This window comes from Pseudomonas sp. FP215, from assembly GCF_030687795.1.
Lineage (GTDB): Bacteria > Pseudomonadota > Gammaproteobacteria > Pseudomonadales > Pseudomonadaceae > Aquipseudomonas > Aquipseudomonas salmasensis.
Window position 1 is genome coordinate 2,060,646 of record NZ_CP117447.1, and the last position, 15,131, is coordinate 2,075,776.

At 54.9% G+C, this 15,131-nt stretch carries 17 protein-coding genes and 1 pseudogene; 9 read left to right on the forward strand and 9 right to left on the reverse strand.

From position 1 onward, the window contains the following. Positions 1–90 precede the first annotated feature (90 nt). The 5 genes from PSH76_RS09540 to PSH76_RS09560 form a co-directional block, all read right to left on the reverse strand. The gene (locus tag PSH76_RS09540; protein ID WP_305493947.1) at positions 91–810 is read right to left on the reverse strand and encodes an ATP-binding protein; all 720 of its coding nucleotides are present in this window, start codon (positions 808–810) and stop codon (positions 91–93) included. A 206-nt stretch (positions 811–1,016) separates the two neighbouring features. Beyond that, entirely contained in the window at positions 1,017–3,017 is a 2,001-nt protein-coding gene (locus PSH76_RS09545; protein ID WP_108574137.1) for a DUF3732 domain-containing protein, read from the reverse strand. Then, entirely contained in the window at positions 3,014–3,475 is a 462-nt protein-coding gene (locus tag PSH76_RS09550; RefSeq protein WP_305493948.1) for a three component ABC system middle component, read from the reverse strand. The genes PSH76_RS09545 and PSH76_RS09550 overlap by 4 nt, the downstream gene beginning before the upstream one ends. Then, positions 3,472–4,689 (reverse strand): hypothetical protein, encoded by a 1,218-nt coding sequence (locus PSH76_RS09555; protein ID WP_305493949.1) that lies wholly within the window; start codon positions 4,687–4,689, stop codon positions 3,472–3,474. Before PSH76_RS09555 ends, PSH76_RS09550 begins: the two co-directional genes overlap by 4 nt. Positions 4,690–5,465: 776 nt before the next feature. Continuing rightward, positions 5,466–6,920: a site-specific integrase gene (locus PSH76_RS09560; protein ID WP_305493950.1), complete on the reverse strand. Its 1,455-nt coding sequence runs from the start codon at positions 6,918–6,920 to the stop codon at positions 5,466–5,468. Between the two features lie 298 nt (positions 6,921–7,218). Here PSH76_RS09560 and PSH76_RS09565 point away from each other — a divergent pair, with 298 nt between their 5' ends. Continuing rightward, entirely contained in the window at positions 7,219–7,746 is a 528-nt protein-coding gene (locus PSH76_RS09565) for a hypothetical protein (RefSeq protein WP_305493951.1), read from the forward strand. On the opposite strand, the gene PSH76_RS09570 is transcribed toward PSH76_RS09565, so the two are convergent. After that, positions 7,747–8,862, reverse strand: coding sequence for a tyrosine-type recombinase/integrase (locus PSH76_RS09570; RefSeq protein ID WP_305493952.1), 1,116 nt, complete (start codon positions 8,860–8,862; stop codon positions 7,747–7,749). Then, the gene (locus PSH76_RS09575) at positions 8,862–9,074 is read right to left on the reverse strand and encodes a hypothetical protein (RefSeq protein ID WP_065943845.1); all 213 of its coding nucleotides are present in this window, start codon (positions 9,072–9,074) and stop codon (positions 8,862–8,864) included. Before PSH76_RS09575 ends, PSH76_RS09570 begins: the two co-directional genes overlap by 1 nt. 136 nt (positions 9,075–9,210) lie before the next feature. On the opposite strand from PSH76_RS09575, the gene PSH76_RS09580 reads away from it, so the two are divergent. The 8 genes from PSH76_RS09580 (at position 9,211) to PSH76_RS09615 (ending at position 13,622) form a co-directional block, all read left to right on the forward strand. Then, on the forward strand, positions 9,211–9,843 hold the full coding sequence (locus tag PSH76_RS09580; RefSeq protein WP_305493953.1) for a DUF1983 domain-containing protein: 633 nt from the start codon (positions 9,211–9,213) through the stop codon (positions 9,841–9,843). A gap of 20 nt (positions 9,844–9,863) precedes the next feature. Beyond that, the gene (locus tag PSH76_RS09585) at positions 9,864–10,259 is read left to right on the forward strand and encodes a hypothetical protein (protein WP_305493954.1); all 396 of its coding nucleotides are present in this window, start codon (positions 9,864–9,866) and stop codon (positions 10,257–10,259) included. 1 nt (position 10,260) lies between these two features. Continuing rightward, positions 10,261–10,986, forward strand: a complete 726-nt coding sequence (locus tag PSH76_RS09590; protein WP_305493955.1) for a hypothetical protein — start codon at positions 10,261–10,263, stop codon at positions 10,984–10,986. Positions 10,987–11,024: 38 nt separating this feature from the next. Further along, positions 11,025–11,783: a hypothetical protein gene (locus tag PSH76_RS09595; protein ID WP_305493956.1), complete on the forward strand. Its 759-nt coding sequence runs from the start codon at positions 11,025–11,027 to the stop codon at positions 11,781–11,783. 2 nt (positions 11,784–11,785) lie between these two features. Continuing rightward, positions 11,786–12,334 carry a tail fiber assembly protein gene (locus PSH76_RS09600; protein WP_305493957.1) on the forward strand — a complete coding sequence of 183 codons (549 nt, stop codon included), beginning with the start codon at positions 11,786–11,788 and terminating at the stop codon, positions 12,332–12,334. A gap of 71 nt (positions 12,335–12,405) precedes the next feature. Then, a complete protein-coding gene (locus PSH76_RS09605; protein WP_305493958.1) occupies positions 12,406–12,618 on the forward strand; it encodes a hypothetical protein in 213 nt (70 codons plus the stop codon). A 60-nt stretch (positions 12,619–12,678) separates the two neighbouring features. Further along, positions 12,679–13,104, forward strand: coding sequence for a cell wall hydrolase (locus tag PSH76_RS09610; protein WP_305493959.1), 426 nt, complete (start codon positions 12,679–12,681; stop codon positions 13,102–13,104). Beyond that, positions 13,104–13,622 (forward strand): lysis system i-spanin subunit Rz, encoded by a 519-nt coding sequence (locus PSH76_RS09615; protein ID WP_305493960.1) that lies wholly within the window; start codon positions 13,104–13,106, stop codon positions 13,620–13,622. The genes PSH76_RS09610 and PSH76_RS09615 overlap by 1 nt, the downstream gene beginning before the upstream one ends. A 350-nt stretch (positions 13,623–13,972) precedes the next feature. Here PSH76_RS09615 and PSH76_RS09620 read toward each other — a convergent pair. Continuing rightward, positions 13,973–14,275 (reverse strand): annotated as a pseudogene (locus PSH76_RS09620) (SOS response-associated peptidase family protein); the annotation flags it as partial. 29 nt (positions 14,276–14,304) lie between these two features. Continuing rightward, the gene (locus PSH76_RS09625) at positions 14,305–15,036 is read right to left on the reverse strand and encodes an EAL domain-containing protein (RefSeq protein WP_305493961.1); all 732 of its coding nucleotides are present in this window, start codon (positions 15,034–15,036) and stop codon (positions 14,305–14,307) included. Positions 15,037–15,131: the final 95 nt, after the last annotated feature.

Here is a 15,131-nt window from a genome sequence, read left to right on the forward strand (position 1 = left end):
ACTTCTGGCTGTTATCTGCCGATGCACACGGCTGAATGCGCTGGTCACATCGAATGCAAATGGGTGGTCACATGGAATGCAAACGCCTGGTCAAATGGAATGCAAATAGGTGGTCAACAGCGATGCAAACAGGTGGTCAAGTGAGGTGCAATTTCGCACATAGTCCTGTATGTCATCGGGGAAGCTATTTATCACGAGCGGCAGTTGCAAGCTGTGAGTCTTGCCGACCGCCCTTTCCGCAAGGTCGGGTTCAGCTAGATGCAGAAGTCGCTCGCGTTGGGCCTGCTCATCAGCAAATCGAAAGCAGAACCCGTCGAATTGCGCTGCCTTATTTTCAGCTTGAGATGAGTAGATCTGAGGATCATGGCTGATCAACGTAACACTGCGAAATCCAAGTCCTTTGTGGCCAATGGAGTTTCCGGGCTGCTTTCTACTTCTTGCCGGATTCACGATTGAGTCGACATCGGCCCGGGAGAATCCATTGCCAGTGTTACAGACGTCCAGCATCGCGTGCGGGGCAGAGGCAAGATCCAGCTTCACCAGGATATGGGCATCGACATCTTCACCAGCGCCGTCGTACGCATTCTGTATAAGCTCGCGCAGAATGCGGCCATCGTAAAGCGTTGCTGCGGTGTCAGTGAGTTGACGCATGGAGTCATCTCGCTCGGACCCCAGCTCGATGCCGTGGAGCGTGAGCTTGAGCTCTCGATCAAGTATCTGCTCTAGGTAACCGGAGGGTGACATCTCAATCGTGCGCGTGTCGCTTTCTGAGAAAACCCTCGGCGCTGGTGCAGTTATGTCGATGCTCATAGTCTAGCTTCCCTGGCTTTCATGGCGTTGTGATGTCCATACATTCATAAGTGTATAGCGTATCTACGCCACACCACACCACACCAGAACAGACGTGGTTGTTAAGGACTTCGTCCCCACAGGTCTCAGGCGTAATGATTGATGCACCAACCACTATGGCCTGATCAAGAAACGGGGGAGTAATCCCCCCTTCAGGATGAAGACTCCTAGTCGGCGATGAAGCCCCGCGTTCTCCATGTAGCCCGGACATAGTCCGGAAACTTGTAACCTTCGCCTAGGGTCAGTCTATCTGCATGATCCGAGACGATGATTTGCGGAGTTACGCCTGTCTTCTTGCCAGTTTCATCACAGAACTTGGCCAACTGAGTGAACATGTTGGTCACAGCACTCATGTCTGCGTCGACTGCGTCTTCACGCTTGGCCTGTTTTGAAAGCTCTTGAGCATCGAAATCCTCTGCGTCATCCAGTGAGGCAGGGAAGTACACCTGGGTGGGCTGATCAAGGAAAAGGATTGGTGGGATCTTGCACCCTTTGTTCGACAGCGCCGCGAACTGGTAGTGCAGGGACATGAACAAGGCGAGGTGAGAGTACAACCAGTTCGCACCGCTGCCCATCGAGCGTAGGTAAACCCGAGTGTTCTGATTCTGCTGATACCAAAGGTCGAACGTTTCAACGTCAAAGCGCAGCTTCGAAGGCTTGTACGTTTCCTCGAAATCGAAGTGGTTGCCAAGCTCACACATCTTGGCGTCGATCTCATTGCTTAACGTTTTCAACCTGTCCTTGATGTCGTATTTCTCAAGTAGACCGGCCAGGCGATCAACCTCAGTGCGCAGATTTTTTTCTTCAGTCGCCAGCTCCGACTCAGGTTTGTCCAACTGATCTTGAATGGCGATTTCAAGCCGAAGCTTGGCCTTGGTGGCCTGCTCATCGATCGATTTGGATGTCTTGAGCTTGGCAATTTCTTCATCGAGTGGCTGGATGTCGGTCTGGATACGACGCAGCTCTGCGTTAGCCTTATCGAGCGCGTCCTGAATGTTTCGGCGCTCTGCAGCGAAACTCTCCCGGGCATAGGCGGACAGCTTGAGCTCGTCATTCAACCACTCGATAGCACCTACGAGCTTGTTGGCTTCCATAGCGGGGGTGCTGGTGTGAGCCTCGCAAAGCGGGCAATGAGCTTCGGACAGCTCAATGGAATCGGGCAATGTCTCAGCGGTCATGCTCAAGCTGAATTGTGTTGCAGAAGTCAGAGACTCATTGACCAGCCTCATCTGTCCCTGCAGCTTGCGCTTTTCGATGAGCGCAGCGATTCGTTGAGAGTGAAGTTCAGCCCGACGCATTTCAACCTGATCTGAGAGCACGTCGATTTTGACGGAACGCCCGGAAATCATCTTCAGCATCGTCGCGGGTTTGCTGTAGATGTCCTCAGCCGTGGCATCGACTAGAGGAAGACCTGCCAAGGACTTGAACTCGATTAGGTAACGGTTGTAACGAGCGATCGCAGCTTCTTTGCGCTGAGCTTGCTTGGGAATCTGCGCCTGGATTTTTTTGAGTTCGTGCTTGGCAACCTCATGATCCCGGTACAGATCGAAATAAGCTTCGTCCACAAGACCCATCAGAATCTTGAAGTGATTGATCGCCTGGTCACGTTTTTCCTTCTCATCGAAGCGGTAGAAAATCGCGTGCTTGTTGGCCACTAGGTTTTGATGCTGGAGCATGAAGGAGGAAAAACTGCGTACCGATGGAGTGGCTGATTTGTTGCGGCCGGCCGCTTTCAGGTACGGGTCTTCGTCGATGTTTTCCAGCGTGATCGCAAAATAGCGCCCAAGGCTTTTCTTGAAGTCTGCCAGTGGCATGTAGTGCTTGGGATCGAAGAAGGCCTTGGGTTGCTCGATTAGTTGGAGCAATTGATCTGGGTCGGAGCCTTGTACCTCAAGCAAAAAGCAGCGGTCGGATTTTTTCTTGCGTGCGGCCACGATGAAGTAGCTGGGAAATTGCAACGCAATGAAAAAGGTCTCGGCGCGCTCAGTGATCGTGCCCACCGGAATTGTGTCTTCGGTGCTGCCGAGGCAATAGTCGAATATTTCCAGGATCGCACTTTTTCCAGTGGATGACTTGCCAGTGATGACGTTGAGCCCAGGCTCCAGTCGCACTTTGTGAATTTTTTCTTGAGTGTCGACTACGCCGATGTACCGCAGAAAGCATTTCATAGAGACTTGAATCCTAACGTCCTGTAGATGGAAACGACATCTGCCTCTGCGCAGACCATGGAAAGACGGCGGGCGGCTTCGAGTTGTTTGGGGTTGGCATTGGAGGCCCTGACGTCCCCGACCGACGTCACAGTTAGGTCGTCGGTGATCTCGATGCTTTGCTCTGCTTGAAGGACAAGTAGAGCGGCGTTGGTGAGGGATTTGAACTGCTGGGTGTTGTGGGTGAGCCCTACCAGCCGCGACTGCTCTTTGCAGAGCGTGCGCAGGTTGCTGGTCTTCCTCACGGCCAGCAGGTACGTTTGCATGGCCGGGTACAGCACCATGGGCAGCACCAGATAGCTCAACAGCAGGTCTCGTTCCCTAGGTTCGGAATGGGCGAAGAAGTTGTGGATCACCGGTGCCAGTGCGATGGGGGAACGCTGAAGCGTGAAAAGGTGTTCAATGGGTTTTGCACTCATTTCCAGAGCCTCCAGTGAAACTCCTTCGCTGAGCTTGCGAGCACTGAATCTGCGAGCATGTGGTAGATGCCATTGCGGAACTCAACGGGCGTGTCTTCGTAGTTTCGAAAGCCCACGACATCCAATTCACAGCGCGCGTAGTAGAACTTGAGGGATTCCTGCTTCAGTTTCGAAATCGACCAGGTTTCGTCGCAACCGATCATCAGTTTTGCCCTGCTGGCACTATGAGTGCGCATATGGTTCTTGCTGTAGCTTTCCACGTCGCTCTGTGACGTGGTGCAGTCCTTGATCAGCTCGGCAATGTATTCGTGGGCATGAAGCAGATCGGCAGTTGCCTCAAGAATAAGCTCCTCCTCGCCGCCGATCTCATCTAGCTTTTGGGCGTAAATGCGGTCACGCACATTCATCTCAGCAGCTTCCCGCTCGATCTCCTCAGTGTTGACACGGGGAAACTTCACCGAGCCAATCAGGTAGCGGGCGGTGAGCTCTGTGAATTTGCTGTCGAATTCCGCGGTGGTGAACCGCCATCCTTCTGTGACCTTAACGGCGCTGGTCATGAAGCCAAAGAGGTCATTCAAGAAGTCGTCCATGCGATGCTCATGGATGCTTTTAAGATGAGCCCTCTTGTACCTGGCGATCAAGCCAAGCAGGTCAGGTTGCTCGGTGATGATCTTGACCTTGGGCAGAGCCTCCATCAGCGACTCACGCATGGCTTTTGCCATCACCTTGCGCTGCAGGGTCAGCGCCTTAGAAGGCCCTGGAGTTTTTCCTCCTGTACCACCTTCCTCGCTTTGGTCAGCAGTTGCCTCTTTCTCCTGCTTGGCCTTTTCGAAGCGAGCCTCCGCATCCTGGAGGATACTTTCCAGCGCAGCCAGACGCTGATCAGTATTCCACTGATACCAATCTTTGATAGCTGCTCGCTCACCATAGGCCTGAGTCGTCAGCAGGATCAGGTTGGCGTATTGCTGATGATTGAAATCAGGCTTTAGCCAGTTATTGAGGGTGTTCCAGAGGTTTTCATGGCTGTCGGTCAGGCTGTCGCTGTACTCCTTAACCTCAACCTGATCACGGCCTTCGACGGTGACATCGCCAAACACCTCGATCCAAAGGACATCGTCCTTATCAAGGGTATGGCAGTAGTCGATCGCTACGTGGATTTGGTACTTCAGGGCTTCGTAGAGCTTTGATGCGTCAAAATCGAGCTTCGCGTTCACAGCAACTCCAATCTTGGAAAACAAGATTGGCCAGTGAGTAGCTAACTTCGCCATCCTGGCCAGGAAAATCCACGATACTGTATTGATATACAGGTTAAATGTATTCAGAGCGCAATCTTATCAACCCAAACTGGCTAAACGCCATCTGATTGAGTCATACCGTTATTTTTTTAGTCGAAAAGGTTAGAAAGGCTCCTCGATCAATATGCCTCTGCGACCGTCAACTAACTTTTCCGTCGCCATAGCAGGTCAAGGGATGCAGAGCGGAGAACGTCTTTTCAGATCCCGTGTGCTCGCTTCGCAGCATATTGCGTCACGCCATTGAGCGACCACTGGTGGCGTACCTAGCGAGCTAGATTGTCATTATCAGATTGGTGTGGTTTCGGCGCGTCGGGCTCAATTGAAAGGGGGGCAATCGTACGCCGGGTTATTGGTGAGTTCGAATCAGTGCCAGTCTTGCCGGGCGGGGTGTAACGGTCGAGAACCTGGAACGTGAGTAGGCTCGGGTTTGGGTTGTCGCTGCTTTTTCGATCTTAACCAGTGGCCACGGCGAGGGAGAGCGATGCCGGCTTTGCGGCAAGCTTTGGTGGCGGCGACGTCGGAAACACCAATGTCGTGGGCCAATTTGACCATGGGCGTTTGCCATACTTTGTCGAACAGTTCCGCAACGGTGAAGCTCACGAATATGTACATGCAGTCTGTCACTTTTGCTCACCGCGAATTTTGGGTCACAACACGCGGACGTTAAACTCCGGTGAACGCAGGGTGCAACAGCCCTATGAGGGTGCCAGCGTCTCTGTCGCCGTGTACGCTGGAAAAGACAACATCGACTCGTTTGGCGTGTGCTCGTAGGTCGAAGACAGCACCGCACTGAGTCGATCGCCCAACAGATTCCAGGCGTTTTTCTTCTCGTCGGCATAGTCGTGATGCAGGTAATGGCGCCTCACCCGAGAGCCGACCAGTACATGATTTTGGCAGCGATCAATGACGTCCAGGCTAACGCCTAAGGCTTGCATCATGGTCGCCCCCGTACGGCGCAGGTCATGCGGCGTCCAGTCGCCATTTTGGCCTTCGGCCAGGACCAGGGTATCGTCATGGCACCGTCTGGAGAGGGCCTTGCGGTTTTTGAACCGGGCCTGGCGATCGCCCACCTGTTTGCTCACCACTTTCACATCCACATGCCCATCATCCAGCTTGTTCGGAAAGCACCATTGCGAGTCGCCCGTCAGGATTTTAAGTTCCTCAAAGAAATGCAGGGCGAAGGGGGAGAGGAAGACATGGTGGTCTTGTTTTTTGCCACGGGTGCCTTTGACATTTTCGCTGGGGAGGAACCAGGTCTGCTGGTCTAGATCGACATTTTTCCATTCGGCCTGCAGCAACTCGCCAATCCGGCATAGCGTGCCCAGGCTGATCCAGAGCGCAAGCTGTGTTTCCTTCTTTAGCGGTCGAATGCCGTCGTATTTTTGGCCCGCGGGGAGGGCGTCGTAATCGGCAGTCATGTGCTGGAAGCGGGTGTGCAGTTCCAACAGCTCAGCCGGGGAAAGGATCCGGCTTCTTTCCGCTTCGTAGTCGGCAGGGATCAGGGGGGAGATGTCGACCAGCTCAGTCGGATCACCCTCAACCAGTAACGCCCGCCAAGGTTGGCGCTTTCTAGCCCAGCTGAACATCTGGGTGAGGTCGGCGAAGAAGCTGATGGCTTGCCGGTGAGCACCGCGGCTGACCACGGTGCGGATCAGCGCCCGAACATCGTGTTCGGAAACATTGTTCACCGCGGTCTTGCCGAGTGCCGGAAAAAGGTCCTTGTTAAAGCGTCGTTGCAATTCAGCATTGCCATCTTTGCGCGCCACGCCATCCAACAGCCACGCCTTGGCCAGATCCTGGACGGTCAGCGTTTTCACCTTTGTCGTTTTTACTGGTTCAGCCTTTACGTTAGCAGCGGCGTATGCCTGTGCCTTGGCGGTTTTCTTGTGCTCGTTGGGATTGATTTGCTCATCAATGAGCGCCCGGGCCTGATTGCGGGCCTTGCGGATGTCCGTCAGGGATTTGCGTGGCCAAGACCCGCAGGCGTATTCTTTGTTCTGGTCGCCCCACCGATAGCGATAGAAAAAACTGACCGACACGCCGTCCTTACGCAGGGAAATTCGACCCGCGAGATTGCCATCTTCCCGGAGGATTCGGCCTGCATCGTTGGCGGTCAGCGACTCGAGTTCTTTGATGGTGATTTTAGCCATAAAATGGGTTCCCCCTACTTTTACCCCCACAAAAACGTCGGCTCTTGATGGACGTTACTGGACTCTCGTAGAGCAGAACACCGCTGGAGCTCAAGTAAATACTAGCTTAGAAAAATCCAGAGTGAAATTTCGGAGTCTTTCAAGAAGTATGAAAAAGGAGATGGGGTGCTAGGGGTCGAGTGTTCGAATCACTCCGTCCCGACCATATTTCCTGAGTAAAATCAGACACTTAAGCCGATCAGCTAGATCGGCTTTTTTGTGCCTGCGCAAAACCCGCGCAAAACTGGCGCAAAACACAATGAAGAATTGGCTCCTCAAAGGTGAATTCATGGTCAACCTAGAGTTCAGCAAGAAGCACGATCAGCGTTTCGAAAAGCACTTCACCGCCCAGATGGATGACATAACCCTCATCTTGAAATGCCATCTAATGCTCGAAGAAATGCTTCGCGATTTTTGCTCGGAGATGGTGCCTCAGCCCCAGTTTTTGAAAGATTCTCGATTTACGTTCGCTCAGATTTTGGACCTGTCCAGAGCTTTATATCCGGATGACATAAAGCTTGGGGGTATGGTTGAGCTGTGGTCGTTGTGCGAGAAACTTAACCGTATTCGCAACATGATGGCTCACGCGTTAGATCCGGACGCTTCAAAATTAGATAGGCACAAAGCCGCAATAATTGAAGCTGTCCGGTCACGGGGGCAGGGAAATACCAATTCGCTGGAGTTTGCGGGGTGCCTTACGTACATACTGGGGGCGTTCAGCTTAATACTTCAGGCTGGGGTGACCTACCATAGAGGTGAGGACTTTCGGGATATTCCTAGGAAGTAGTCACATCCCGGATATCTCGCTGATATCTAGATCAGGAATCGCCTCGGACCAAATGATTTCCTCGTGGTCCCGCTGGTAGTTCTTGGTCATCTTCTCGCTGGCATGGCCTGCGATCTTCTGCCCGTCCTTTCCGGCTTTCTGGTACAGGTGAAGCGATAGCGCTCGCACCTCATGGAAGCCCGGCATCTCTTCCTCCTTCCATCCCTTGTAACAACCTGCCGCCTCCCGGGCCTCCTTAAAAGCCCGCGTCAAATATCTCTCTTCGACCTGGGTCCAGTGATCCTTCGTCTGCGCTTGCTTTTGTTTCAGGCGATCTGGGCGACGGTGCACCAGGTAAGGCGAGGCGATATCATCCCGGCATCGGCTGATTACCGCCTGCAGCTCTTCAGTCACCGTGAACCTGATCCATGCTGCATCGCTGGCCTTGGCTGTCTTTTGCTGCACCACATACAGGTACCCCTCCCGAACACCGTCAAACCGCATGTTGAGGACATCGGTACGGCGCTGGGCGGTGATCAAGGCCAAGTCGATTGCGTTTTGCAGCCACACTGGCGACTTCTCTCGGATGGCTTTCAAACCTTCAATCGTGTGGCGCTTGCGCTGCTTCTTCTCGATCCGGTTGATGGTGCTGACCGCCGGGTTGTCTGGGCACAACCCTTTAGCGGCGGCATGGTTGAAGATGTCGACCAGCAAGGTACGACACTGGTTTGCCGTACGTGGGGTTAGTGCGTCGAGCATCTCGGCGATCATGCGGATCGTGATCTGATCGATAGCTTTCCCTTCGAACTGCTTGCGGAAGCGTCGAAAATGCACTGCATAGAGCCCCAGGGTCCCCTTGGCCAGCTCGCGTGGCGGCAAGACATCGCGCTCGTAAGCATCTAGGAAGCCGGCGAAAGACTCGGATGAGTTCCCTATCACTGCGCCAATCAGGTCAGCACCACGCATGAACTCCAGGTTCAGTTGCTTAGCAGCGTCTATGGCTTTCAGGCGATCAGCGCCGAACGGGAAAAACTTCCCGTCGGTAGGGCGCCGGTAGCGATATGTCCCGCGCCGCGCGTCGTAGTACAGGTTCTGCGGAAGGCTCTTATTCGCAGTGTTGCGCGGCCGTGGGGACATCATGCAGCTCCTTTCATTACCATTGCGACAAGGTCGTTGCCGCTGGACGCGTTGAACGCCGCCCAGTCAACGTACCAGAGTTTCCCGATTTGCTCGCCCGGCACCCGGCCGTTGCGGATGTGGTTTCGAATAGCTTGTGGGCACTGCGGTGTGCCGTTTTCTCCCCAGCGTCGGCGCTGAAATTCGCTGATCTTGATGAGTTCCTTTCTCATAGCTACCTCCCGCCGCCCGCTGTAGGCCGCGCTGTCTTGATGATGTGGATGATGAAACCGAAGGTGAGCAACATCCACCAACCTCGACGGCAAGGTCACGTCTCAAGCGTCCAGCAATGAGGCGCTGCGGGCTTCGGTGCGCGGCGATGATGGTTCCGGTGATCTTGCAGGCGCTATCAAGGCCTGGGAGTCGACAGCCAGCTTTGAGGTCGAGAAGAAGGTGCAGGCTACTGCGACTGAGGTGCTGGCCAAGAGGACAGAAACCCTGCAGTCGAGCATCGGCCAGACCAGTGCATCTGTGCAGGCCGTCAGCGAGACCGTGGTCCAGCTCGACGGCAAGGTTTCTGCCCAGACCACCATGAAGGCTCAAACCATTGTGGATGGTCGGAAGGTTGTGACTGGGCTGGCGTTTGGTTCGGATGGTGAGCAGTCGGAGTTTCTGATCTTCGCGCAGCGCTTTGCAGTCGTGAACGAGATCGACGGCACAGTTATCCCGATGTTTGTGGTCCAGAACAATCAGGTTGTGTTCAACACCGCGATCATCAGCAAGGCGCTTATCCAGGAAATCATCCTAGGGATGAACATTCGGTCTCCAGCGGTTGACTCGCAAGGGCGGCCACTACTTGAGATCAACGTTCCGGCAGGGAAACTCGTCTTCCGTAGTGAGGATGAAGATGGATCTATCCTGCTCAACAGCGATGGCCTTGCAGTGTATGACGGCAACTACAAGCGCAGAACAATGAACGGCAGGCTCACACCGCCAAGCTAATTACTTTGGGAGGTATTACCGTGGAGTATGGCTTCTGGGTTTTCGATAAAAACGAAGTTCAAACTCTGGGGATGGAAGATTTCACTCTGCAAAAGTTAGCGGTGATGATAGTTCCTGCCGCGACTGGAGGGGGGAGGGGGTCTAACTATGAGTACATCCTTATGGATGTTCCAGGCTATGACCCCGCGACCTGCTTTGTCACGATCACCCCTAAAGTTTATGCACCATATGACCAGATTGGCCGCCCTGATACTTGGGATGGACTACCCACCTATACCGATTTGGGAGGGACGAGAATTGCGATTTATACCCAGATCAATTACCGCGAGCCGGATGGTGGTGGCGGTGGCAAAAACCGGGAGATGTGGACGCGCAATGTCGTAGAGAGTGTTGTGGAAGTGGTCAAGGTGAATTGATATGGACGACTATGGCTTCGTTGCCGAAAACGATTACGGCTCAGTCAGTATCAGCAGCGTGTACAAAGTTTTGGTGTTCTCGGAAAGGGGGCAGTTCAGGATTCAATCACGGTTCACGGATAAGCCCGGCAAAGGGCAGTTTAACTTTGCCAAACCCATCCTAACGGTCGAGCCGCCCCAGATTTTTTTGCGGACGATATCGGCGTCACACGACAACCTCGGTCTGTATATCTCAATCGAAGGATCGTCAGGAAACTGGACCGGGTTTCATGTCACGTCAGCAGTTCGGGGCGGCAGTGTATTGCAGGATTACTTAACGGGATTTGTGTCATGCAAATACTCTGATCAGCAAAGTGATGCCGAGTTTGGGATGGAGGTAAGAGATGGTCAGGAGCAAATAGTCTACGTTTCAAGTGATCGAGTTGTTCGCTTTGGTAAGTTCGCAAAAAAATGGACTGTCGCTAGAGGTACTTTCATAGATACTTACTACAGCGATGTAGTGATTGATACAAGTGACTTCATATGCGTTTCAAGTATGGATCGCGGCATCATGTGGTTTGCAAATAACTCGCAGTATGCAGGTATCACCATTTTGGATGGTGGAGTTCCGGTGTTGCAGATATTCAACCAGAAACAATACCTCGACCGGTTTTATTGGCAGGGCTCAGATGGCTTTTTTCTGGGCGTACCTGTCTGCAAGTTTCCGATAGAGCGTTACTACAACTAATTTCAAGTGCCGATGTGGGCACTCAACTGGAGAAACCTATGGCTTCTTGGTTTTCAGAAGGGACTGTGAGCGTGCAGAACGGGAGCCCGACAGTAACGGGCGTCGGCACCAAGTTCTCGAACTGCCGTGCCGGGGATATGTTTGTCGGCCCTGACCAGGGCATCTATCAAGTGATCAACCCAGCCAGCGATACGTCGCTTGCCATTTCGCCACCGTACCGTGGGCCGGCCATTGGCGGCGCCGGGTACGGGATTGTGCCTGTCAACGGATACCCCAAAGCCCTGGCCGATGCTGTGAACCAAATGGTTCAGCAGTGGGGCGCCACGCTCGCGGGCCTGGGTGATGTGTCTACTCAGGATGTCGTGCCGGTGGCCATGGGCGGTACTGGTGGCAGAAGCCAGGCCGAGGGGCGCTCAGGCCTGGGGCTGGGCACTGCGGCGACAGCGGCCGTGACCGTGGGCAACGCCGATACCACACCAGGGCGAGTGTTAAAAAATGGAGACCTTGGCCTTGGTGCCGACTGTGTAGGGATTTCAGATTGGACTGCCGCCTACGATGAACTTGGCGGCGCGCTTATCGCCGGTAATGCGATCTTTCCCGGCGGCACCGGGGAGTCGATCAACGCAACAGGTATCACCTTGAGGCGTTCTGGCCGCGTTGGCGCTCAGATCATGATTTACAACGGTGACAACCAATTCCTCTTTCGCTCGGCATTCAATGGGTTCCTTCCGTGGGTGCGGATGTACCACACCGGCAACACCACCCGCATGGCCGACAACACACTGAGGGCGATCTGATCATGGCAAGAGCAGCAATTAACGTTACTGGCGCGGGTGAAAAGTTCGATTTCGTCTCGCTCGGTGGGGCGGATGTGACCTGTTATCGCAAGGACGTGGGCGTCTACTGCGTCACCGGCACCCAGGGCCTGGTCCCATTCCCGCCGTTCGACCAGGGCTGGGGCTACGGGCTTCACCCGGCGGACAATCCCGCCGAGGTGAGCATCTCGTTTGAGGACGGTCTGCTCACGGTCACCGTTACGAAAGAGGGCGAGCCCTATGATTTGACGGTGATGATCACTCTGCACATCCTGGTGCCCGACCTTCCCCCGCAGGAAGAACTGCCGCCGCCGGCAATTGATTCAGTGGAGGCTGTACAGAACCAGATCGCGCACCTGCGAGCCGGGGCTGATTACGCAATAGCGCCACTTCAAGATGCAGTCGATATCGACGAAGCGACCGAGGCAGAGTTGGTCACCCTCAAGGCTTGGAAGAAATACCGCGTGGCCTTGAACCGCGTGCCTGAGCAGGACGGGTACCCACTCGCCATTGATTGGCCCGCCGCGCCGTAACACCGCACCGCCGTCCATCCCCACCCGCCATCGAGCGGGTTTATTTTTGCCAAAAATACCTGGAGCACACCGTGCCTTACATCGTCATCAATTCCAGCAACGCCTTTGATCCCCTCAACCTTATGGAATTCGCCACGGCGGATGAGGCGGATGCGAAGGCTCGCGAGCTCCTGGCCTCGCAGCCCCAGGCCGTTGTCCGTACAGCGCAGCTGCTGAACACCTACAGCGCCAAGGTAACGGTGAAGGTTGAGTCTGTCCCTGAGATCGTCCCAGCCGCCGAGTAGCTACATACCGATCGGCCTGACACCCGCCCTGTGCGGGTTTATTTTTGCCTGGAGAAAAGCATGACCACTTCCGATAAAGACCGGGACATCCTGGCGCGCACGCTCTGGGGTGAAGCCCGTGGCGAGGGGCTGGCCGGCCAGATCGCCGTGGCCTGGACCATCCGCAACCGCGTGTTCGACCGCAAGGCCAAGTCCTGGTGGGGCGAGGGCTACGCCGGCGTGTGCCTGAAACCCTGGCAGTTCAGCTGCTGGAACCAGAACGACCCGAACTACGCCTACCTGAGCGGTGCGAAGCCGATCCCGGCCGCGCAGTTCGCCCAGGCCCAGCGCGCTGCTGACCAGGTGATGGCCGGCGCGGTACCGGATCCAACCGGCGGGGCCACGCACTACTACGCCACCACGATGCCCAAGGCACCGGCCTGGGCGGCGAAGGCCAAACAGACGTTGCTCCTGGGGCATCACGTCTTTTTCAAGGATGTGCCGTGATGACGCCCGTACAGAAGCTGGCTGGGCTGGTGGTGCTGATCCTGGTGCTGATGACCAGCGCCGCCGGCGTCACCTGGCAGGTGCAGGATTGGCGGATGGGCAAGAGGCTGGCCGAGCAGGCCGGCCAGCACCAGGGACAACTTGCCGAAGTCAGCGCGGCGGCTGCCAAGCAGGTGAGCGCCGAGCAGGGTAAGCGCCTGACCCTGGAGCAAAAGCTGTCCGCCTCCGATCAACAACACACCCGAGAACTTTCCGATGCTCAACGTGACCAGGTCCTGCTGCGCGACCGCCTTGCTACTGCTGATGTGCGGCTGTCAGTCCTTCTCGACGCCACGGATTCAGCCAGTGGCTGCAACGTGCCTGCCACCTCCGGCGCCGTCGGCGTGGTTCATGCAGCCCGCCGAGCCCAACTTGACCCAGCGCATGCTCAACGAATTGTCGCCATCACCGATGACGGTGACCAAGGATTGATCGCGTTGCGGGCGTGCCAAGCGTATGCGCACGCGATCAATCGTTGAGGTCTAATCGTCGTCGGCTGGCCTAGTTACTTCAAGCAGCACCATTAGCTTGTGCCCTATCACTCCACCGATGTCCCAGAATATGTGGTCTATATCTTTTATTCTGAATACATCGTGACCACGCGGAGCCATATTCCAGGATACTTCGCTTAGGCCGCGACTACTGAAACGATCTCCAATATGCAAGGCTGGGAATGGGGACTGGGATTGAACGCTCCATACTGGATCATTGATAAACGAGTCGTCGTATACCTCTAGGTAGTACTCAATTGGCTGTCCACTCATAACTGTTCCTTGTCTCGTGTGATTGGAACTCCAGCATACAAGGAAATTGAGAAACACGTTTTGCCTTACTTTAGTACTGGCTTGATCAATTCCGGCCTTCTGTTCCGCACGTTGCCCACGGCTGCATCAACCTTGAACCACTCGAAAGCCTCGGCCGGTTCCCCCTGGTGCAACACCATCTGCTCGGCACGCTCCTTGGGCGTGGCCGGGTCCAACCATTCCCGGGCCAGCTCCGGCGTCAGCACCACGGGCCGCCGGTCATGAATGTCCACCATACCGCCGGCGCTCTCGGCGGTCATGGTCACGAAGTGGTCACGCGCGCCTGGGGCCAATACCACTGGCATACTATCCCGCCGGTAGACCAGATAGTCGAAGAGCGTTTTACCGGTTGGGTGCTTCAACTGGCTGAAGATGCCTGAGAATATGGGTATGGGTTTTGTATCCATCCTTCAAACACATCGACCTCCATCGGCCTAGCACACAGAAAGCCCTGACCAATGCGCGCGCCCATCTCACAAAGGTGATCGTGCTGAGCTACGGTTTCAATACCCTCGACCACCAGTTGCATGCCTAGGTCTGTGGCCAGCGCCAGAGTATTGCGAATGACTACACGGTAGTGGCTGGGCCCGCCAATAAAACGGGTGAACTCTGCGGCAAGTTTGATTTCGCTAAACGGCACCTGGCATAGACGTAAGAGTGACGAATAGCCTGTGCCGAAGTCATCAATCGATAGGCACATGCCCAACAGGCGCAGACGATTTAGCTGCTCCACACTGATGGCGCAGACAACGCCAGGACCGTCCTCGGTGATTTCCAAGGTGAGCGACGAAAGTGGCAGAGGGTGCTGGTGCAGGCGAGTCTCCAATCGATCAATGAGTGTATCGTTCATTAATTGACTAAGGGACAGATTGAATGCCATCCCTATGAGTCTGCCTTGGTCGTGAAGTTTGATCTGATAGGTGAGACTCTGTTCCAAAAGTTCGAAAAATAGCTTGTCGAGCCATTTTTCACGCGCCATCACCGAGATGAAGGTTGCTGGGCTCAGCACACCGTAAAGCGGGTGATGCCAGCGAGCTAACACCTCAGTCGAGTTGACTTGGCCAGTGCGTAAATCGAATTTGGGTTGCACGTACGCAACGAACTCTCGTCGCCGTAGTCCCAATTGCACATCGTCGGCATTGGGTAGTTTGGCTGGCGTCTTCGATACACTTAAATTGTTCGACT